Source organism: Prevotella pallens (assembly GCF_900454935.1).
GTDB lineage: Bacteria > Bacteroidota > Bacteroidia > Bacteroidales > Bacteroidaceae > Prevotella > Prevotella pallens.
On sequence record NZ_UGTP01000003.1, the window covers coordinates 26,364 to 48,104 of the forward strand.

The window sequence follows — 21,741 nt, forward strand, 5'->3', positions numbered from 1 at the left end:
TTTAAAAGTACCAAAGTTTCCATGCAAAAAGCGCACGGAAACTCTGGTTTTTTACTATATACGAAAATGTTGTTACCTGACTACTATTTTCTTACCTCCATGTATATAGATGCCCTTTTGCACGGGTTGAGCTATGCGTCGGCCGTTTAAGTCGTACCAAGCACCATTATCTTTGCTATTCATAGTGGCGTTGCTGATGCCAGTAGCATCGTCGCCGTCAAACTCTTTCCACGTAAATAGGTCCATAGAACCTGTTGCTTGCTTTGGTGTCCACCCACGTTCTTTCACTGCTGTGGCTTGTTTTACGGTTAAAGAATTGTGTTCTTTGTCGTAAAGTTTGTTGTAAACGCAGAACTCTCTCTCGTTTCCTTCGGTTTCTTTTACCAGAGATGCTATAAGTTTATCCATTGATTCGCCAGCCAACTTGTTGCCCCAGCACGACAAGAACTCTATTCTTGGATTGTGTGAAACGTCTAATTTGGTAAGACTATTCTGGCTACATTCTAACCTTTCGAGGTTCGGATTCTCAGAAACATCTAAGTTTTCAATGCCGTTTCCATTCACCCATAGTTCCTCAAGAAATAGAAGTTTTGTTACGTCAATGGTTCTTAGGTTTTGGTTTTCGCCTACATTAAGAGTTCTAATGTTAGGACTATTGCTCAAATTAAGTGCCGTAATTTGTGTTCCTTGCAACGATATTGCTGTAAGGTTTTGGGTGTTTTCTAAATTAACTGTAGTGAGTTCTTTGCAATAGCTTGCCCAAACCACGCTTAAGTTTGTTGCTTTAGAAAGGTCGATAGTGGTAATTGGATTTTCGTTTACCCGTAGTTCGCGCAGTTCGTTAGCCTTACTTAGGTCTATAGAAGTTACACCTTGTGCTGGCATAGAGAGGTAGTCAGCATCGCCATGAATGGTTATTTCGGGTGCATCTACCGTGAAAAACACTTTCATTCCTGCCACGCTTATGTTGCTTGCACCGTCTATAGAGAAGTTATCGCCTATGTTCGGGTCTTTGTCTTTTGTGTCTCCGTCTTCGTCTAAACCGTCGAAAATAAGCATTTCTATCGTCATTTTCTGTCCTATTGGTGTGTTTGTTTTAAATTTAATTACACCATTTCCCACCGCAGCCATAGCATTGGTGAACGAAAAAAGTAGTCCGCACACGAACAACAAAAAGTAGTTTTTTCTCATAATAACTATCATTTAGAATTTGTTTTATAATATTTTTCTTTTGCAAATGCAAAGTTAGTAAGATATAAAAAGGTGGGCAATACCCAAAAATAGGTAAATATTATATTGCCAAATAGCACCAACGCAACGCCATTTTGTGGGTGTTTCGTGGGCGTGGTACGATGTATTGTGATGCCATTTTGGGGTATTACGTGGGTGCGGTATGGTGTATTGCAAAACAAAAAACACTCTCTTAAAAAACAAAAACCATACTTTTGCAATGCAAAAACCTACTTTTTGCACGCCAAAAACCATACTTTTGCAACGCAAAAAGGGGGTTTTTGAAAACCCCTTTCTATAGTGCTGTGTTTCAGTATGATAGGCTGTGTTAGACTAAAGGGCGGTGAGCACACACCAAAAGCCATTTTTGGAATGTGTTAAACAAGTGGTAAGCTGCTTTTTAAACCCCTATCTGTCTATGCCATTACGCGACAACACTCCTTTGGTGGTGTAGTAATGCTTCACCTCTTGCATATCTGTTACAAGGTCGGCATAGGCAATTAGTTGTTTCGGAGCATAACGACCAGTAAGCACAACTTCGGTTTTTGGGTCTCTGTTTTCTAATGCTTGCATAAGTTCGTCTATGCTAATAAGTTCCATGTGTAGTGCTATTGTTATTTCATCGAATATCACTACGTCCCATTCTCCCGAGCTAAGAAGTTCTGCACACCGTGCTAATCCGTCTTGAGCGTGCTGTTTATCTATTGCCGAAGGGGCGCGCGTAAGTAGGCAACCATTACCAAATTGCTCTATAGAAAGGTTGTCTATGAACTTGGCAATACGTGTTTCGTTGTATTGTATCGACTTCATAAACTGTCCTATAAACACTTTTTTGCCTGCCATACATGCACGTATGGCTAGTCCAAAGGCTGCTGTGGTCTTCCCTTTTCCGTTGCCCGTGTACACTTGAACCTGTCCCCGATCTGCTGTTCTCTTTACATTCATATAGCCAATAAATGGATATGTGGTGTGGAAATTTTGGTTTTCGCACCCTATTTTGTCCGATAGTTAATTATTGTTACACCATTTTTAGTCTCTCTAATCTATCATGTTTGTCTAAGTTTTTAGCCTTTCGAAGCATAGAGAATAACTGCATTTCAATGAGTCTGCCACAACATAGACATTTAAAACAATGCCCATTCTCTGTTGTTATTTAGTTTTGGCAAGACCATTTACTGCTACAAAAATAGGAAAATAAATAGAAAATATGGCATAATAAGGGTTATAATTAGAATAATGTTAGATATTTTCACATAATGAAAGTATAGATATTAAAAGCAAAACAAAACATTTTTGCGATGCAAAGGCACATCTACAGCATTTTGGCACACCATTTGTATTGATACAGGCAGATAGAAATTAACAAATAAAAATATATAATATGCAAAAAGGAAAAATAGGTGTAACAACAGAGAATATATTCCCTGTTATTAAGAAATTCCTCTATTCAGACCACGATATCTTCCTTCGCGAGTTGGTATCTAATGCTGTAGACGCTACACAAAAGCTACGTACGCTTGCCGCAACAGGCGAGTTTAAAGGCGAAACCACCGATTTGAAGGTTCGTGTAAGCCTCGACGAGAAGGCAGGAACACTCACCGTGAGCGATAACGGTATAGGTATGACGGCAGAAGAGATAGACAAATACATCAACCAGATAGCCTTTTCGGGTGTTACAGACTTCTTGGACAAGTACAAAGACAAGGCTGAAGCCATCATAGGGCACTTCGGTCTGGGCTTCTACTCTGCCTTCATGGTGTCTAAAAAGGTTGAAATAGTAACCAAAAGCTATCGCGACGGGGCACAAGCAGTACGTTGGAGCTGCGACGGAAGCCCGGAATTTTCGATAGAAGATACCGAAAAGGCAACCCATGGCACCGATGTCGTGCTCCATATAGACGACGATTGCAAGGAGTTTTTGCAGAAACAGAAGATAGAAAGCCTGCTGAACAAGTACTGCAAGTTTATGGCTGTGCCTGTAGTTTTTGGCAAAAAGACAGAATGGAAAGACGGTAAGAGCGTGGAAACAGACGAGGATAACGTTATAAACAACGTGGAACCGCTATGGACAAAAGCACCCGCTGAACTGAAAGACGACGACTATAAGCAGTTCTATCGTACGCTCTTCCCAATGAATGACGAGCCTTTGTTCTGGATTCACCTGAATGTTGACTATCCATTCCACCTTACTGGTATTCTGTATTTCCCACGAGTGAAGAACAATATAGAGCTTCAGCGCAACAAAATACAGCTCTATTGCAACCAAGTATTCGTTACAGACCAGGTAGAAGGCATTGTTCCGGAGTTCCTTACCCTGCTTCATGGGGTGATAGACTCACCGGATATACCGCTGAATGTGAGCCGAAGCTATTTGCAAAGCGATGCTAACGTAAAGAAAATATCTACTTACATTACCAAGAAAGTGGCAGATAGGCTCAACGGAATATTCAAAGAAAACCGCAAAGAGTACGAAGAAAAGTGGCAAGACCTTAAGCTTTTCGTGAACTATGGTATGCTTTCGCAACCCGATTTCTACGATCGTGCAAAAGATTTTTCGCTCTTTACCGATGTAGATGGCAAGAACTTTACCTTCGAAGAGTATAAAACGCTTATTAAAGACAACCAAACCGATAAGGACGGAACGCTTGTTTATCTCTACGCAACCAACAAAGAGGAACAGTATTCGTACATTGAAACAGCTCGCGCAAAGGGATATTCGGTGCTGTTAGCCGATGGACAGCTAGACGTTCCTATGCTTTCTATGTTGGAACAAAAGCTCGAAAAGTCGCGATTTGTACGGGTAGACTCTGACATTATAGACCATATTATTGCGAAAAACGATGAAACAAAGGGCGAAAAACTTGGCGAAAACGATGCCGATACACTAACACAGGCGTTCCAATCGCAGATGCCTAAGGTGGAAAAAGCAGAATTTATGGTGAACGTAGAACCACTTGGCGAAACCGCTCAGCCTATTGTGGCTACACAAAACGAGTATATGCGCCGTATGAAAGAGATGAGCCAATACCAACAAGGTATGGGTTTCTATGCACAAATGCCCGACACATACACCATCGTACTGAACTCTGACCACGCCATTATTAAGCAAATTCTGAGCGAAAGCAATACTTCTACTGCCGAAAAACTGCAGCCTATACGTAGCGAAATTAAGGGTTTGCAGGCGCGCGAAGCTGCCTTGCGACAGGCACAAGGTAAGAAAAAGCCAGAGGAAGTTACCCAAAACGAGAAGGACGAACTAAAAAATACAGAGGACGAACTTACAAAACAGCGTAACGAAAAGAACTCTGTGATAGCCGATTATGCTAAAAACAACAATGCCATACATCAGCTAATAGACCTCGCTCTCTTGCAAAACGGATTGCTAAAGGGTGCTGCGCTCGACAAGTTTATTAAGCGTTCGGTAGACTTAATTAAGTAAACCGACAACGATAACACATAGTTTTAAACCTCGTTATATGGGATTTTCCTTTATAACGAGGCTTTTTTATATTGCAATAAAACACCAATAGCGATAGAAAGAAGGGCAAAATAAAAGATATTGGCTATTTTTTCTAAGAATAAGAACCGTAATACAAGAATTATTTATATATTTGCATTATGAAAAAAGAGTTCGGAAAATGGCTGATGGATATAGCAAAGTATATGGTAACAGCTTTGCTATTATCGACAGCTTTTGGTAGTATGGATCGCCTATGGGTGCTTGTTTGCGTTGTATTGGGTGCAGCATTAACCTTATGTTGGGGGCTCTATTTAATAGAAAAGGATAGTAATAAAAAGAAAGGAGAATAGTATGGGAGCAATAGTAGCATCGATTTTTGTTTCGCTGGTAGCAACAATTGGAGGTCTTTACTTTATGTATCAAGACAAAAAAGACCGTAAGTCCTAACGGAAAAGGATAGTAATTAGAAGTTAGGAGAATAGTATGGGCGCAGTAATAGTATCGATTTTTGTTTCGTTATTAGCAACAATTAGTGGTCTTTACTTTATATATCAAGACAGAAAGAACCGTAAATCCTAACGGAAAAGGATATTAATTAGAGGTTAGGAGAATAGTATGGGTGCTGTAATAGTATCGATTTTTGTTTCATTATTAGCGACAATTGGAGGTCTTTACTTTATGTATCAAGACAAAAAAGACCGTAAATCCTAACGAAAAAGGATAGTAATTAGAAGTTAGGAGAATAGTATGGAAACATTAGCAGTAGCGATTTTGCTCTTTGTGGGCGCAGTAATTGGACGTCTTTACTTTATGTATCAAGACAAAAAAAACCGCTGAATCTATGCCAATTCGCTGCTATCTTTAAGGCAAATGGCATACAACAACTTACTGAAACCCTATCGGCAAGTTGCAACATACATAGATATAAAAAGGTGAAATCGTTGTTGATTTCACCTTTTTTTATTAAGTTTGCACTGTGTTCTTTGCACTTTTGTAAAGAAGACACACCCTTTGAGAAACAAAAAAGGAACGAGAATGAAGATGGATATAACCAAAATAAAGAACTTTTTTACCACAGAAATGTGGCAGAAAACAGAGTATATGTCTAAACGTAAAGGTATTGCTATTAGACTGTTGCAGAAGTTTTACCTTACAATAAAGTTCTTTATAGAGCGCGAACACATAACTTTCGCAGCTCAGCTATCGTTCTCTACCATTATGGCAATAGTGCCAATTGCTGCCATGATATTTGCTATTGCCAACGGTTTTGGCTTCGGTAAGTTCATAGAATCGCAGTTTAAAGATATGCTTTCGGCACAACCCGAAGTGGCAAACTGGTTGCTAACACTCACACAATCGTATCTTACGCATGCCAAAACAGGCATTTTTATTGGCATCGGACTACTTATTATGCTCTACAGTGTGTTCTCTTTGATAAACACAGTAGAGCGTGTTTTCGACAGTATATGGCAGGTTAAGGGCACACGACCCATCAGTCGGGTTCTCATAGACTACACCGCTATGATGTTTCTGGTGCCAATCAGCATCATCATAATGTCTGGACTGAGCATATATCTCTACAGTTTCGTAGAAAATTTAAACGGTTTTTTATTTCTCGGAACCATTGCACGCTTCTCGCTACGCTATCTTCTGCCGTGGACAATACTAACTTTTATGTTTGTAGTGCTATATGTTTTTATGCCAAATGCAAAGGTTCAGCTTAGCAAAACAATAGGACCAGCTGTGCTAGCCAGCCTTTTAATGCTCGCCTTACAAGGGTTCTACATTCACGGACAAGTGTTTCTAACAAGCTATAATGCCGTGTATGGATCGTTTGCAGCACTTCCTTTGTTTATGTTATGGATGCTTATGTCGTGGTATATATGCCTCTTTTGTGCCGAACTCTGCTATATAAACCAGAATTTAGACTACTACCAATGCACTATAGAACCAAAAAAGGTTTCCTATAACCACTTTCTTGCAATGAGCGCCACCGTGTTAAGCTACATTTGCCAACGCTTTGCCAACGACGAAGAACCATACACGGCTTTAGAACTGGAGGAAAAAACGGGCATTCCTATACGTGTTACAATGGCTATATTGGACAGATTGAAAACCATTGAACTGATTACCGAAAACCATTTGCCTACAACTAACCGAGTTACATACACTCCTACGCACGACACTAACAACATTAGCGTGGGCGAACTGGTGGACCGTATGGGAACAGAACCTACACAAAACACCGAACTTAACCACCATTTGCCTGAATATGCATGGCAAAAAGATGCGTACAAAAAGGTGGAAACTATTCACAAAAACTATCTTAACGCTCTGAAAAACATAAATATTAAAGAACTTGTAAACACACAAACATAACACAACAACACGTCTGCAACGAATTATTCACCCACCAAATGGGAAATGTTTGTTGCGCATTTCGTGGGTGGACGTTGGGTGTTTCGTGGGTGTTTCGCATGTATTTCGTGGGTGTTCGTTGCATTTTCGTAATCCGTTGGGACACATTTGGTAAACCGTCAGCAGCCGTAGGGGACCGATTTATCGTGCCCGCATATACCTATTCGCCACGCATTCGCAATCTGTTTGAAATGCCTTCACGGAACGTTCGCAACGTGTTCATTCTCTGTATGTTACATATTCGCTATGCAAAAGTATGGTTTTTGCGCCACAAAAGTATGGTTTTTGGCGTGCAAAAACCCCCTTTTTACATTGCAAAAACCCCTTTTTGAAATACCAAAATGGGGTTCTGAATTTAGAGCATATACGGCAATACTAAAACACAGAATGTTTTTTGCTGCCACACAAATGGGCGGTGGATATGTAAAAAAAATGATTCGATAATGGCTGAATGTATCTTTACAAATTAAAAAAGCGGACTTCGCAGCCCGCAAACATTATATAAATTAGGGTATTAGCTAGTAAGGTATATAAGATTGTTTCAGGATAACGAGTGTAAATGTACACTATTTTCATTTAAAAACAAAATGTTTGTCGGCAAAAAACTACCTCTTTAACTAATTTTAAAATAGTGTGCGATAACAATCAGTATAGTCTACCCTTTTCAACAAATATACCATAAAATTAGAGTTACATAAGTTTTACATTTTAGGCACATATAAATGGCATTTAGAAAGCATAATAATGGAAACAGAAAACAAAAGTTATGGTAAAACAAAAACTAACAAAACAAAACGACACATTATATATATAGCAAAAATGTAAGCTATATACAACAAAAGTATAAGCTATATACAACAAAAGTATAAGCCATATTCAGCACGAGAATACAACCCAAGATGGCGAAGAAAAAAGTGGATATGGTGAAGTTTAAAGCATAAAAAGGCAATGGAAAAGAACCAAAATGGCGAAGAAAAAAGTGGCTAATAACAGAAAAGTTATCCTGAATCAATCGTCTTCTACCTAATCTATAACTTTAACTGAAGAAAACTTTAATAAACTTAAATATAAACATTTGAAGAGCATCACTGCCCCTGAGAAAAATCGTATACAGTGTTTTTAAAACACATTTTATAACAACTTACTTATTAGAAGTAACGTTTTTTCTACTTTTAAGATGGTAGCAAAGATAGTAATAAATACTTAAAACCACAAATAATTCACTGTTTTTATTCACTAATTTGCATTTAATTGATTTAAATCAAGTATTATATTGCAAAACAATACATATTTTTCCATAAAACTATACACCGAGAAAGCAAAAAGCCTTCTATAATTTCAACAAAACAAGTAGTTGGCTATCAAGATGCAGAAGAGATAAAAATGAGTTAATTCCTTTGCCATTTACATTTATTATAGTACTTTTGCAATGAAGTTTAAAAACGGTAACAATGATGTTTAAGAAGAGAAGGTGGCACTGTCTACCCGGGCAAGAGCCAACCGAAATGGATAAAAAAATAATGGAATTCGAGAAGAAAGGAAAGCTTGTACCTACTCGAAACCTTATAAAAACTCCCGAACAAATAGAAGGAATACGCCGTGCTGGCGTTGTAAACACAGGTTGCTTAGACGCCGTGGCAGATGCTATTCACGCCGGAATGAATACACAAGAGATAGACGATATATGCATGGCGTTTTGCAAAGAACACAATGCCACACCTGCATGCCTTAACTACGAAGGCTATCCAAAGAGTGTTTGCACCAGCATAAACGAGGTGGTATGCCACGGAATACCCAAAAAAGAAGACGTTTTACAGGAAGGCGACATTATAAATGTGGATATGACGTGCATTGTTGATGGCTATTTTGCAGATGCAAGTCGTATGTTTATTATTGGAAAAACTACTCCAGAGAAAGAACAATTGGTGCGTGTTGCAAAAGAATGCTTAGACATTGGAGCTGCAGCAGCTAAGCCTTACTCGTTCGTTGGAGACATTGGACACGCCATAGAAAAGCACGCCGAGAAGTACGGATATGGGGTTGTGCGCGACCTTTGTGGGCATGGCGTAGGCTTAAAGTTCCACGAAGAGCCCGAAGTTCTACACTATGGACACAAAGGAACAGGTATGCTGCTGGTGCCAGGAATGGTTTTCACCATTGAACCAATGATAAATCAAGGCACATGGAAAGTGTTTATAGATGCCGACGACCCATACGGTTGGGAAGTAATAACGGGCGATGAACTACCATCGGCACAGTGGGAACACACCTTTGTTATGACCGATAACGGGGTAGAAATACTTACACACTAAGCCAAAAACACAAAACAGCAACATAAAAAGGCTACACAGACGGTGCGCAAACAGCACAAGAAGAAAACAATAATGAAGAAAAACGAGGATATTTATATACTTGGCATAGAGAGTAGCTGCGACGATACCAGTGCAGCAGTACTGAGAAATGGTGTCATTCTTAGTAATGTTACAGCCTCACAAGACGTACATAAGGCGTACGGAGGCGTTGTTCCAGAGCTGGCTTCACGGGCACACCAACAAAATATAGTGCCTGTTGTAGACCAAGCTCTTAAGCGTGCCGGCATAACAAAGGAACAATTGTCTGCCATTGCCTTTACACGCGGACCGGGTTTAATGGGAAGTTTGCTCGTGGGTGTTAGCTTTGCAAAAGGCTTTGCAAGGGCTTTGGGCATACCACTAATAGACGTAAACCACTTGCAAGGACACGTTTTGGCTCACTTTATTAAGGAAAACGACGACGATAATAGCCAACCTCCATTCCCATTTATATGCCTTTTGGTATCGGGAGGCAACTCGCAAATAGTTAAAGTTAATGCTTATAACGATATGGAAGTACTGGGACAGACCATAGACGATGCCGCTGGCGAAGCCATAGACAAGTGTTCTAAGGTGATGGGATTAGGATATCCCGGCGGACCAATCATAGATAAGCTCGCCAGAAACGGCAATCCTAAAGCATATAAGTTTGCCGAACCAAACGTTCCAGGCTACAATTACTCGTTCTCGGGACTAAAAACGTCGTTCCTTTACAACCTTCGCGAGTGGATAAAAGCCGATCCTGACTTCATAGAACACCACAAAAACGACCTCGCAGCCAGTTTAGAGTTTACCATTGTAGACATTTTAATGAAGAAATTGCGTAAAGCTGTTAAAGACACAGGCATTAAACACGTTGCCGTAGCAGGCGGAGTGTCTGCCAATAATGGGTTGCGCAACGCCTTTCACGACCACGCTGCACGCTTCGGATGGACTATATACATACCCAAATTTAGCTATACCACCGACAATGCGGCTATGATTGCCAGTGTGGGAACATTTAAATTTAAAGACGGAAAGTTTGCTTCTATAGACCTTCCTGCCTTTAGTAAAGTTACATTTGAATAGATATTAACGACTATGGAATTTGAAAGTAAGATATTATCGCGCCAAATTGGCGACCTTATTTATGCCTCTGGCTATTCGCTTGGTACGGCAGAAAGCTGCACAGGTGGACGCATTAGCGAAACCATTATTGCTATTCCAGGTGCCTCTAACTATTTTAAAGGGGGCATTGTGGCATATACCGACGAGGTGAAAATGCACCTATTGGGCGTTTCTGCCGACACTTTGCAAGAACATACTGCCGTTAGCGAAGAGGTAGCAAAGCAGATGGTGAGTGGCGCTATTGATGCTTTACAGGTAGATTTTGCCATCGCCGTAACTGGAGTTGCAGGACCTGGAGGTGGTACTGCCGATATTCCTGTGGGCACAATATGGATTGGATATGGATCGAAAGACGACATTCGAACATTCAAAATTACCGAAAACTTCGGACGAGATATTAATCTTGCCATCGCAACCAATAGGGCAATACGCCTAATGCTCGACTTCTTAAAAGAGAAACTCAACGATAAAAAAACAGAAGAAGATAACAACGAACACGCTGTTCCTGATATGAAGGCGTAAAAAAACATTGCGGTTACAACCATCGTAATATGCCATAAAAAAGCATTACAGATAGTTGCACACACCAAACAACAACAGATTGCTATGCTGTACACACAGTTCAAGCAATCTGTTTTTTAGTTTCTACCCACATATACCCTATTCACCGCAATCTAAAACAATATTTGGCAAAATTACAAAAACACACGTGTGCGAACACACTATATAATTGACGCACGTCAAGAAACCAGTTTTTATTTAAAAAAATACGCCAAAACATTTTTCAGTATCGCCAAACCTGCGTACCTTTGCATCGTCATTAAGACAAAAAGGTTATTAGATTGTTTAGGTTAATAGTAATAGATTTAGGTTTTTAGTTGTTTTATTTAAGGAGAACAAAAGAGATTGTTCAAAGTAATAGGATTAGTTTAAGGTAATAAAAAATTAGATTGAATAAAGGATAACATACGATGCGAGATTTTGAGGGGAACGCCGAGAGGCGCGAACCTACAAATCAAGCTGAGTTAAAAATGGGCATCTTGCCTGTTTAAACTAACGAAAGCGCGAGACTGTGATGGTCTGGCGCTTTTGCGTTATACCCCATTTTGCAAAGTGTTTACCACAACTAAAAACTAAAATGCACACCAAACCATAATGCCACTGCACCTTGTTTCCGCCAAATTCAGCATCAGAATGCGATGGCAGTACACCTTATATATAATACCACACTTCGTTGTTCCGTGTTCTTTGTTTAGTATATTGCATTTCAAAAAGGGGGTTTTTGCAATGTAAAAAGGGGGTTTTTGCACGCCAAAAACCATACTTTTGTGGCGCAAAAACCATACTTTTACATAGCGAATATGTAACATACAGATAACTAACACATTGCGAACATTACGTGAATGTATTCTGAACGGATTGTTAATAATGCAACGTCCGCCCACGAAATATGTGGCGAACATTCCGCAAACACCCACGAAACATTACGTCAGGCGTAGGGGCCGATTCATCGCGCCCGTATCCTAACATAACCAAATATACATATCCATTTCACCGAATACGCATCTTAACATTATCAAATACATATATCCATTTCATCTCAAACGTGCATTCGTTCCCCATTTCGTGGGTACATTCATATATGCGGGCACGATAAATCGGTCCCCTACGGCTGCTTGTGGTTTGCCATTACGCTGCGAACGGATTGCCAAAACATTGCGAACGGATTGTTAATAATGCAACGTCCGCCCACAAAATGCGTTGCGAACATTCCGTGAATGTGTTCTGAACGGATTGCGAATGCGTGGCGAATACGTATATGCGGGCACGATAAATCGGCCCCTACAGCTGCTTGTGGTTTGCCATTACGCTGCTGACGGTCTGCCAAAACATTGCGAACGGATTGTTAATAATGCAACGGCCGCCCACGAAATGCGTGGCGAACACTCCGCAAACACCCACGAAACATTCCGTCAGGCGTAGGGGCCGATTCATCGCGCCCGTATCCTAACATAACCAAATATACATATTCGCATAATCAAATATGTGTATTCAAATCACCGCACATGCATTTTCATCTCCCATTTCGTGGGTGTATTCATGTATGCGGGCACGATAAATCGGCCCCTACGGCTGCTTGTGGTTTGCCATTACGCTGCGAACGGATTGCCAAAACATTGCGAACGGATTGTTAATAATGCAACATCCGCCCACGAAATGTGTGGCGAACATTCCGAAAACACCCACGAAACATTCCGTCAGGCGTAGGGGACGATTCATCGCGCCCGTATCCTAACATAATCAAATATACATATCCATTTCACCGAATACGCATTTCCGTCCCCCATTTCGTGGGTATTTTCGTATTTGCGGGCACGATAAATCGGTCCCCTACGGCTGCTTGTGGTTTGCCATTACGCTGCGAACGGATTGCCAAAATGTTGCGAACAGATTGCTAAAACAATTCAAACGGATTACGATAACAATTCTAACGGGCTGCTGTAACGCTGCAGATGCCTATAAAAAACAAAAAAGGCACGTGGCAAAAAACCACGTACCTCCCATAAATTTATTAACTTTAAAATTTTTAGAAATTACTCTTCAACTACTGAGAAGTCTTCTTTTGAAACTCCGCATAGTGGGCATACCCAATCGTCTGGGATATCTTCGAAGGCTGTTCCTGGTGCTATGCCACCGTCTGGATCGCCTACTGCTGGGTCGTAAACATACCCGCAGGTATCGCATTCATATTTTTTCATAACGTCTTTGTCTTTATATTCGTTGTTAAATAACGCTACAAAGTTAGTAGTTTTATGTAATTCTTACAAGTTATAACGGTTAAATTATGTTATTGTTTCTATGTTTTTTTTAGAATTCCACCGATAGTTTTGCGTTTATTTGTCTACCTGTTAGATAGTTAGGTACGGCATATTGCTGTCCCGAAATATCTGTAATCCAGTAGTAAGAGTTTACGTTGCTAATGCCAAAAAGGTTCAAGCAGTCTACGCCTACCCACACATTGCGGAATATAGAGTGGTGCGAACCATCGTTATTATCAAATATTCGGTAGCTCATACCTATGTCGGCGCGTTTGTAAGCAGGTGCTCTAAACGAGTTAGAACTTAGTTCTTGGTGTGGCGCAGAGAAAGGAAGGCCGTCTGCATACGCCAGTTTCAGCGACATTCTCCACCGTGTTGATCCAGGAAAATAGTCGGTAAAGAAGAGGTTAAGGGCAAAACGCTGGTCGGTTGGTAGGGGTACGTTCTTGCCATTTAGCTTCATTGCGGTGTTCATAACACTTAAAGTGAGCCACGAATCGGCGCCTGGTACAAACTCGCCGAATAGTTTTAGGTCGAGTCCGGTGGCGTGTCCGGAGGTTTGTTTGTCGCCAAAATAGGTTACTTTAACGTTGTCTACCGTGTAAGGAACCAGTCGTGATATGGCTTTATAGTATGCTTCGGCAGTGAATTTGAATGGTCTGTTCATCATTGTAAAGCGGTAGCTCATAGACGCTAATGCGTGTATAGACCGTTGCGAACGTGTTTTTTTGTTCAGCGAGGCATATATTACGCCATTCACGGTGGCAGTATCACGCAGTTCTTTATAGAAAGGTGCCTGATAGTATAGTCCTGCTGCCACACGGAACGATAGGTTTCTGTTCCAGCCGGGTGTGATATTGAGCGATGCACGAGGCGAAACTATACTCTCTCCGTTAAAGTTCCAGTAGGCGTAACGCACACCATAGTTCAGCCTAAACAGTGTTGGTATAGAGTCGTTGGTTTTAAAATTCCATGTATCTTGCACGTATGTTTCAATGCGTTTTGCGTTTAACGTGTTGCGAGCGCGTAGCGAATAAATCATATCGAGTGTTTCTCCGTTGTGCGGAATGTTGTATCCGGCAGAGTCGCGATACTCATATTCGGCAGAATTTTCCTTTATTTTCTCCATCTTATAGGTGAAAGCGCCTTCTATTTTGTGGTTTCCTGCACGGTGCAACAGCATTAATTTAAGACTTTTAACGTCTGCTTTAAGATAGTCGCGTGAGTGTTGCATGTAGGTTCCCACCCCTAAGTTCTCCGAAGTTTCGGTTTGTGTGAGCCAATATTGCCCCTGAATGTCGTATCGTTGTTGTTCTTTGGTAGAGAAAGCCGATGCTATTAGCGACACGTCTGTGTGTTTCGATAGGTGTCGGGTAATGTTTAGCGAGCCGAAGAAGGTGCGGAAGAGGTCTTTTTCCTTACCATCGAAGTATACTTTAAACGACTTTACATTCTTTAGTGTACCAAATTTGGTTTCTCTGTCTTCGGGTTCGAAGTTGTAGTTGTTATCCGATATGTTCCCAATAAAGTCTATTTGCCACCGTTTAGATGGTTGCCACGACATATAAGTTTGGTAGTCTAAGAACGAAGGGTTATACTCTCCCTTTGTTTCTAACGTACCCAAGAGGTATCTATTTGTTTTATATCGAAGTCCGTTAGTCCATGTAAGCTTCTTCGATGATAGTCCAAAATATGCGCTTGCGCCCAACATCGATGCTGTAATAGAGCCTTCTGTGCGTTTAGGACGCTTATAAGTGATGTCTAAAGCCGAGCTCATTTTGTCGCCATACTTAGCTTCGAAGCCTCCCGTAGAGAAGCCAACACGGTCTACAAGGTCGGCATTTATAACAGAAAGACCCTCCTGTTGTCCGCTCCGAACCAAGAAGGGGCGATACACTTCCACATTATTTATATATACAGAGTTCTCATCGAACGTTCCACCTCGTACATTATACTGCGACGAAAGTTCGGAATGGGTAGACACTCCTGCCTGTGTTTGCAATATTTCTTCCACTGCATTGCCCGAAACAGACGGGTTTCGCTTAGTAGCTTCAACCTTTATTTCTTCGGTAGTTCCATGTTGTGGTGCGTGCGCTTCTACCACAACCTCTTCCAATTGGTTGTCGTTTGCAAGCTGAATTTGTAGAGTTTGCTTTCCTTGTGGCTTGTGCAACACCTTCACTTTGCTCTTATAGCCCAGCATAGAGAAGCGTATTTTAACCGAATCTTCACTCTGTAGCTGCATATTAAACTCGCCTTTAAGGTTGCTCATCGTAATTTTTCCTTGCGAAGCAACAATCACTGAAGCCAGCTCTATGGGGTTTCCATCTTGGTCGGAAACCTTTCCTTGCAGCGTAAACGACTGTCCCATAGCGTTTCCAGCATAGAGCAGGCACACAAACAACAGCACAATGGATAGAAATTTTGCCTTATTCATACTATGAATAACGTCTGTTTCTAACATTTATTGTATTGCTACATCTACCCGAAACACAAAAACAATGCAACCACCTACTAATTAAGGCTTTGCAAAAACCCACTTTTTGCACGCCAAAAAGGGGGTTTTTGCAATGTAAAAAGGGGGTTTTTGCACGCCAAAAACCATACTTTTGTGGCGCAAAAACCATACTTTTGCACGGCGAATATGTAACGTACAGAGAACGAACACGTTGCGAACATTACGTGAAGGCATTCTGAACGGATTGCGATAATGCTGCTGACGGATTGCCAAATGTGTCCCAACGGATTGCGAATGCGTGGCAAATACGTATATGCAGGCACGATAAATCGGCTCCCTACGGCTGCTAACAGATTGCCAAAACATTACTTACAGATTGCCAAAATGCCCACAACGGATTGCCAAAATGCCCACAACAGATTGCCAAAACACAAACAACACAAACACAAAAACACTACCATTGTGCACCACCCTACTGTTACCTATTTTATAAAACACACATACAGCCTCACACTAATACACATTATATATAACATTATGCACATTTTTAACTGTTTGCGAGAACATTTAGACAACACAAAAACAGCCGAAACTTATTTAAATATTAATTTATTAAAGATATGTAAACGTTTAATCTTTTTCACTTTATAAAGTTGTTTCTTTCAACAAAACATTCTATTTTTGCCATTGTTTAGTGGAACTCTTACGCTAATTAAAAACCAATCGCCTAAGAAAAGAGTCCACAACAAACTGAAAACAAGAGAGAACATAGAGAGAATAACATTAACTTAACATGTAAAAAATGAACAGAGAGAACAACACTTTACACAGCTTGTCCGAATATAGGACACCTGAAAAAAGCGAACCCGTCTGACTTTCATTCAAGACAGATACTGCAAAAAGCCACTGCAACAACTATAATGCAAAAGGGGCTACCACTACTATGCAAAAGCAGAAAGGCTTTTTAGCAACACAAAAAAAGCGTTCTCGAAAAAAAAGTACGTACAAAAACAACTTCGAAGACTAAACAAAAACTAGAGAACGCCATTCCAAATACATAAAGAAAAGGCGCCCTTTTACTGCAGAAAAGGACTAACCTGTATGTTAATATTAAGCATATTCCACTGGCTTAACAACAAGCAACACGGACTATGTAGGGGGTGTTGTATGCCCATTGCATAACAAACAAAAGGTGGAATGTGGAGTTACTAACAATTATTCAACTAATTTTTTTATGAAAAAGCATTTTCCGCTACTAACGCTATTACTAGGATTAAGCGTTACAACAGTAGCCAGCCCTATTCAACCACAACGGGCTAAGCAGTTAGCAGAGAACTTTTTTGGAGGCATTAAAGCACGAAAGGCTCCGCTAAAAATTACTTATCAGGCACAAAACAACGCCAACACAGGAAACAGTCTCTACTACATCATCAACAGAGACAACAATCAAGGCTTTGTAGTTGTATCGGGAGACACCAGAACAAGAGCCATTTTGGCTTACGCTGATAAGGGTAATCTGGACGAAGAAACTCTTAGAGACAACCCAACAGTGGCTGGAATGTTTCAAGAATATGCCGATCAAATAGAATGGGCACAGCAAAATGTGAAGGACGTTCCATCGCAATCGTACAAGCGTTTGGCAGCTCGTGGAGACTATAATGAACCTAAACACATTATAGAACCACTATTGGCGGTAGACAAAAACAACAGAGAAATGTTGCTGCCTACACCTATTAGCTGGGGACAACGATGGCCTTTCAACGCTTATAGCCCAAGCATTTTGTACAACGGAGTATCGTATAAAACAGTGTCGGGCTGTGTTGCTACTGGTATTTCTACCGTTTTAAGATGGCACAAATGGCCAGCTCGTCCAACAGGTTCTACATCGTATACATGGGAAAGAACTAGAAAGCAAATGCGAATAGACTACGATGCACAACCAGCATACGACTGGAACAACATGCCAGAAGGGGTTACAGGCAACGGATACGACCGAGCTACCAACAGAAAACTGAACAATACGCAAGCCGACAACATAGGTAGACTGCTAAGAGATGTGGGATATGGTGTGCGAATGAACTTTGGTCCACCCGAAATAGGAGGTAGTGGCGCATTGCTAACTGCTGCTACTTCTACACTTGTTGATAACTTTGGATACGACGGAAGACTATCGTGCCTTATGCGTTTCAACTATTCTGACAACCAATGGTGGGCAGGAATACAAGACGAACTTACCAATTATGGACCTATTGTATATGCTGGTTTCTCGCAAGCTGGAGGACATTGCTTTGTTATAGACGGATTGGCAGAAGACCGATATGTACACGTTGATTGGGGCTGGAACGGCATGTCTAACTGCTGGACCTCTATTGATGTGCTGGAACCAGATACTCATGGCGATGGCGGAGGTGTAGGAGCGTTCTCTAAGGGGCACCAAATGCTACGCTATTTAATGCCTGGAAACGGAAACTTTGAAGCTATTACGGTTTCAAAAGGACCAAAACAAACTACATTTGCACGCGAAAACAACCAGTCTATTGAGGTTACTTTCAAGAACAATAAGGTTCAATACTTCTATGGAACATTCCGTTTGCTTATTAGTAAGGCTGGTATGAACTCGTTCCAAACACTTGCTCAATCGTATAAAGTTATGGTAAACGGAGACGCAGAACGCTCTTACACATTCAGCGCGAACCTTTCGAGATTCCAAGATGGACAATACGACTTACGCATAAGCTATTCGGCTGACGACGTTACATGGACTGATATTAAAGAAAACATTGCTACTATTACAATAGGAAACGGTAAACCTGACCCTAAACCAGAACCTAACCCTGTGGTTAAAAACCAATTTAGCATTGCACAAAAGTGCCAAACTACACAGGTGAAGCAACAAAACAACCAACAAATACAGGTGGCTTTGAAGAACAATAGCACCGATGCATACTACGGATACTTTAAACTTGTTGCGAAAAAAGCTGGTCAGCAAAACGAAATACAACTAGCTACAACATCAAGTAAGGCGTATATGATGGCTGGAGACACTAAGAATATTTCATTCAATGCCGACTTTAGAAACGTTGAAAAGGGTGCTTACGACCTCAGAATTGCATACGTTGCAAACCAAAAATGGACTGAAATTGACGAAAGTGCAGGATACATTAACGTAAATGCTAACGCTATGGGAGCTAAAATTGTAGCTACTACTATGCTGCCTACACTTTCTACAAACGAAGGAGAACCTATTAAGGTGGAAGTTCCTGTAATGAATCAGGGCGACGAAGACTATAATGGCAAGGTGCAACTGCTGGCTAACGGAAACGTTATTTCAGAAGGTAACGCTACAATAACTGTTGAAGAAAAGGTGGTTTTGGCGTTCAGCACAAACAATGCTGCCTTTAACAACCTAAAACAAGGCACCTACAAACTATCGGTTGCATACAACAACGGAAACAAAGTAATGTATGGCACCACCGAAAACATAGGTACACTGGTTATAAAAACTAAGAATAATTCGGACCCAGCCAAAGGCGATGTTCGTCTAAACTCTGCCTTCTTCTATCAAAATGGTAAATATGTGGGAAGCAAATACTGCACCGTTGCAAAAGATGCCGACCTAGTTATAAAGGCAAATCTATACTCTTCTAACGGCTTTAACGGCCCAGTTAGAGTGTTTATTACCGACCAATATGGTAGCAAAGTGGCTAGTAGCAACGCATTGCAGACGGTTCAGAACATAACAATAGGTCAATATGGAAGCGGATACATAGAAGTTAAATTCAACAAAAACGAACTAACAAGCAACCACTACTACGTTTACATTGCATACAACGATGGAACTAAAGAAGTGTTTAGGTCGTGGGACGGCGTAGCTTTCTATGTTAGCAAAGGCAGTTCTTACCGTGGCAGAACCTATTATGGACTATACGACATGGGCATGACCGTATGCACAGACAACATGCCAACGGGTATTACATACATACCAGTAGGCATTGACAACGTGAATGTGGCTGCAGGATCTACCAACGGCATAGAAAACATTAACGTACAGAACGTTAAACTATACCCAAGTATAGCAAACGAAACTGTAACAATAGTAGCCGACGCTGCTGCTACTGCCTATATATACAACGCAACAGGCACAAAAATGGCAACCATAGCACTGGCTCAAGGCAACAACACTGTAGACGTTTCGCAGTTTACACCAGGTATATACCTCGTGAAAGTAAACAAAAACACACTGAAATTTATTAAGAAATAACATCTCTAAAGGGCTATATTGCAACCAACAAACGGCTGCTTTATAGCCCAAAACTCTATCGTCAGCATCTAAAAGTCATACTTTTGCAATACCCCCCTTTTTGTTGTCATAGTGCAAATATACTTTTTTATTAATAATTATAACTAAAACCCCAAACTTAATTGGAGGTCAAGTTGTGCACTTTTGTTTGACAACGTACCCCGAAGTTATGCAAGTGCGGACATTCTCTTCTATGCCATCGATAGCTTGTTGGCGGACACCGGAAACGTCTAAACATTTGCGAGCTTAAGTATATCATTTAATTTTGTTTGTCTAACTTAATGCCAAGCCGGTATTATTGATTTAACAAATGAGGTGTCAAATTTTCCCAAGGTATCATTCCTCTTCTTGTATATAAGCTTTTCATTACATTTTTTCAGGCTACATAGATAAAAAATATTACCATCTAATGATAGTATTAAGTCTCTAGTACAGTTATTATTTAAATCTTTTAGGTATAGGGAATCCTTGCGAATTCTATACCGTAAATAAATTACAGTATCCGTCAAGCAATCAAACATAGCAGTAGAGTCTTTATAAAAAGACAATTCTATGTAAGCAATCGGTTTAACACCTTTACTAACTAGTTCCCAGCGTCCTACTATTTCCTGAGGATCAATTTCTCTCTTTTGGCTACAAGAAAAAAACTGGAATAAAAAAGGTATTAAAAAGATTAAAATGCAAAATCTAATCCGAGACATGTCCAATGTAGGCTTTCCCATTTCTGAATTTTAATTTATTAATTTTTAAATGATCAATATCTTTTTGTGTTACCTTTCGTTTTGCAGGATTTAACGTACCTCCTTCTGAACCTGGCTTGGCTTGAGGATTATATTGGTAGCGCTTATCAACTAACAGTTCACCGTATGGCAGGTAAGCATCATACTGCGTGATGTTGGCTTTGTCGTCTGTGATGTAAGACGTGCTGCCTAAATGATCACTGTGATAGAAGAAGGCTTCCTCTTTCGTTGTATCGTTTGGAATATATCCATAACCAGCCTTACCATAGGTATAAGTAACACGGTTGAAGAGATTTTCAGGATAAAGCACCTCATAGAGTCGCTCGAAGTCGTAGGTGTAAGAGATATAACCCTTGTCAGATATCGACTTCCTAAGCTCTGCCGTGAGCTTCGTCAAGAGGTTGCCTGCCGCATCATAGGTCATATTCGTTTCACCCGCAAACTGATGGTGAACCATCAGTTTGCTGTAGAGAAAGATGTACCAGTATGGCTGCCTAAACAACCCGTTATTCCAAAATAATATTTCTTCCATCCAAAAAATAGAGTCTAAATCTATTGTTGCACGACGATATAAACGAAATATCTTTTGAATTTATTCTCATCCTCTTTGAAGCTATTTTCCTAAATAACACTCTATTAATATTGGAGGAAATTCTTATTGGACATCCACGATAAAAAAATATATACTTCTCCTTATGATCTTTTCTATTAGAACACAATTCCATCTCATACATATCTTTGACAATTTTCTTATCAATTAATGTATACACTGTTATAAGTCTGTAATTTACTGATTCGCCATTAATAAATATGAGACTATTCCTATATTTACCCAGGTAACTTGGCAGATATTTATGG

12 protein-coding genes and 1 pseudogene are annotated in these 21,741 nt (G+C 40.4%); 7 read left to right on the forward strand and 6 right to left on the reverse strand.

Translation table 11 applies throughout. The features are described from left to right. Positions 1–72 precede the first annotated feature (72 nt). Together DX009_RS10690 and DX009_RS10695 are read right to left on the reverse strand one after the other, a co-directional pair. Entirely contained in the window at positions 73–1,203 is a 1,131-nt protein-coding gene (locus DX009_RS10690; RefSeq protein ID WP_245944639.1) for a leucine-rich repeat domain-containing protein, read from the reverse strand. 435 nt (positions 1,204–1,638) lie between these two features. After that, positions 1,639–2,175 carry a cob(I)yrinic acid a,c-diamide adenosyltransferase gene (locus DX009_RS10695; RefSeq protein WP_115084082.1) on the reverse strand — a complete coding sequence of 179 codons (537 nt, stop codon included), beginning with the start codon at positions 2,173–2,175 and terminating at the stop codon, positions 1,639–1,641. A gap of 436 nt (positions 2,176–2,611) precedes the next feature. On the opposite strand from DX009_RS10695, the gene htpG reads away from it, so the two are divergent. The 6 genes from htpG to DX009_RS10725 all read left to right on the forward strand — a co-directional run bounded on the left by htpG (position 2,612) and on the right by DX009_RS10725 (position 11,088). Further along, a complete protein-coding gene (gene htpG / locus DX009_RS10700; RefSeq protein ID WP_115084083.1) occupies positions 2,612–4,669 on the forward strand; it encodes a molecular chaperone HtpG in 2,058 nt (685 codons plus the stop codon). 179 nt (positions 4,670–4,848) lie between these two features. Further along, a complete protein-coding gene (locus DX009_RS10705; protein ID WP_115084084.1) occupies positions 4,849–5,040 on the forward strand; it encodes a DUF6722 family protein in 192 nt (63 codons plus the stop codon). A 685-nt stretch (positions 5,041–5,725) separates the two neighbouring features. Continuing rightward, complete coding sequence (locus tag DX009_RS10710; RefSeq protein WP_115084085.1) at positions 5,726–7,069, forward strand: YihY/virulence factor BrkB family protein; 1,344 nt, start codon at positions 5,726–5,728, stop codon at positions 7,067–7,069. 1,490 nt (positions 7,070–8,559) lie between these two features. Next, entirely contained in the window at positions 8,560–9,420 is an 861-nt protein-coding gene (gene map / locus DX009_RS10715) for a type I methionyl aminopeptidase (RefSeq protein WP_006045817.1), read from the forward strand. A gap of 72 nt (positions 9,421–9,492) precedes the next feature. Next, positions 9,493–10,527 carry a tRNA (adenosine(37)-N6)-threonylcarbamoyltransferase complex transferase subunit TsaD gene (gene tsaD, locus DX009_RS10720; RefSeq protein ID WP_115084170.1) on the forward strand — a complete coding sequence of 345 codons (1,035 nt, stop codon included), beginning with the start codon at positions 9,493–9,495 and terminating at the stop codon, positions 10,525–10,527. 12 nt (positions 10,528–10,539) lie between these two features. After that, positions 10,540–11,088 (forward strand): CinA family protein, encoded by a 549-nt coding sequence (locus tag DX009_RS10725; RefSeq protein ID WP_115084086.1) that lies wholly within the window; start codon positions 10,540–10,542, stop codon positions 11,086–11,088. 1,144 nt (positions 11,089–12,232) lie between these two features. Here the strand turns inward: DX009_RS10725 and DX009_RS10730 are convergent. The 3 genes from DX009_RS10730 to DX009_RS10740 all read right to left on the reverse strand — a co-directional run bounded on the left by DX009_RS10730 (position 12,233) and on the right by DX009_RS10740 (position 15,822). Then, entirely contained in the window at positions 12,233–12,454 is a 222-nt protein-coding gene (locus tag DX009_RS10730; RefSeq protein WP_115084087.1) for a hypothetical protein, read from the reverse strand. A gap of 706 nt (positions 12,455–13,160) precedes the next feature. After that, positions 13,161–13,325: a rubredoxin gene (rd, locus tag DX009_RS10735; RefSeq protein ID WP_115084088.1), complete on the reverse strand. Its 165-nt coding sequence runs from the start codon at positions 13,323–13,325 to the stop codon at positions 13,161–13,163. A 109-nt stretch (positions 13,326–13,434) separates the two neighbouring features. Beyond that, positions 13,435–15,822, reverse strand: a complete 2,388-nt coding sequence (locus DX009_RS10740; protein WP_115084171.1) for a TonB-dependent receptor — start codon at positions 15,820–15,822, stop codon at positions 13,435–13,437. Positions 15,823–17,077: 1,255 nt separating this feature from the next. On the opposite strand from DX009_RS10740, the gene DX009_RS10755 reads away from it, so the two are divergent. Then, positions 17,078–20,104, forward strand: a complete 3,027-nt coding sequence (locus tag DX009_RS10755; RefSeq protein WP_115084091.1) for a C10 family peptidase — start codon at positions 17,078–17,080, stop codon at positions 20,102–20,104. A gap of 984 nt (positions 20,105–21,088) precedes the next feature. Here DX009_RS10755 and DX009_RS10765 read toward each other — a convergent pair. After that, positions 21,089–21,385: pseudogene (locus DX009_RS10765) on the reverse strand (RHS repeat-associated core domain-containing protein); the annotation flags it as partial. Positions 21,386–21,741 lie beyond the last annotated feature (356 nt).

Coding starts and splice junctions, on each gene's coding strand:
- DX009_RS10705 (WP_115084084.1), top strand. CDS start 4,849: ATGAAAAAAGAGTTCGGAAAATGGCTGATGGATATAGCAAAGTATATG.
- tsaD (WP_115084170.1), top strand. CDS start 9,493: ATGAAGAAAAACGAGGATATTTATATACTTGGCATAGAGAGTAGCTGC.
- DX009_RS10710 (WP_115084085.1), top strand. CDS start 5,726: ATGAAGATGGATATAACCAAAATAAAGAACTTTTTTACCACAGAAATG.
- DX009_RS10695 (WP_115084082.1), bottom strand. CDS start 2,175: ATGAATGTAAAGAGAACAGCAGATCGGGGACAGGTTCAAGTGTACACG.
- DX009_RS10725 (WP_115084086.1), top strand. CDS start 10,540: ATGGAATTTGAAAGTAAGATATTATCGCGCCAAATTGGCGACCTTATT.
- DX009_RS10740 (WP_115084171.1), bottom strand. CDS start 15,822: ATGAATAAGGCAAAATTTCTATCCATTGTGCTGTTGTTTGTGTGCCTG.
- rd (WP_115084088.1), bottom strand. CDS start 13,325: ATGAAAAAATATGAATGCGATACCTGCGGGTATGTTTACGACCCAGCA.
- htpG (WP_115084083.1), top strand. CDS start 2,612: ATGCAAAAAGGAAAAATAGGTGTAACAACAGAGAATATATTCCCTGTT.
- DX009_RS10755 (WP_115084091.1), top strand. CDS start 17,078: ATGAAAAAGCATTTTCCGCTACTAACGCTATTACTAGGATTAAGCGTT.
- DX009_RS10690 (WP_245944639.1), bottom strand. CDS start 1,203: ATGATAGTTATTATGAGAAAAAACTACTTTTTGTTGTTCGTGTGCGGA.
- map (WP_006045817.1), top strand. CDS start 8,560: ATGATGTTTAAGAAGAGAAGGTGGCACTGTCTACCCGGGCAAGAGCCA.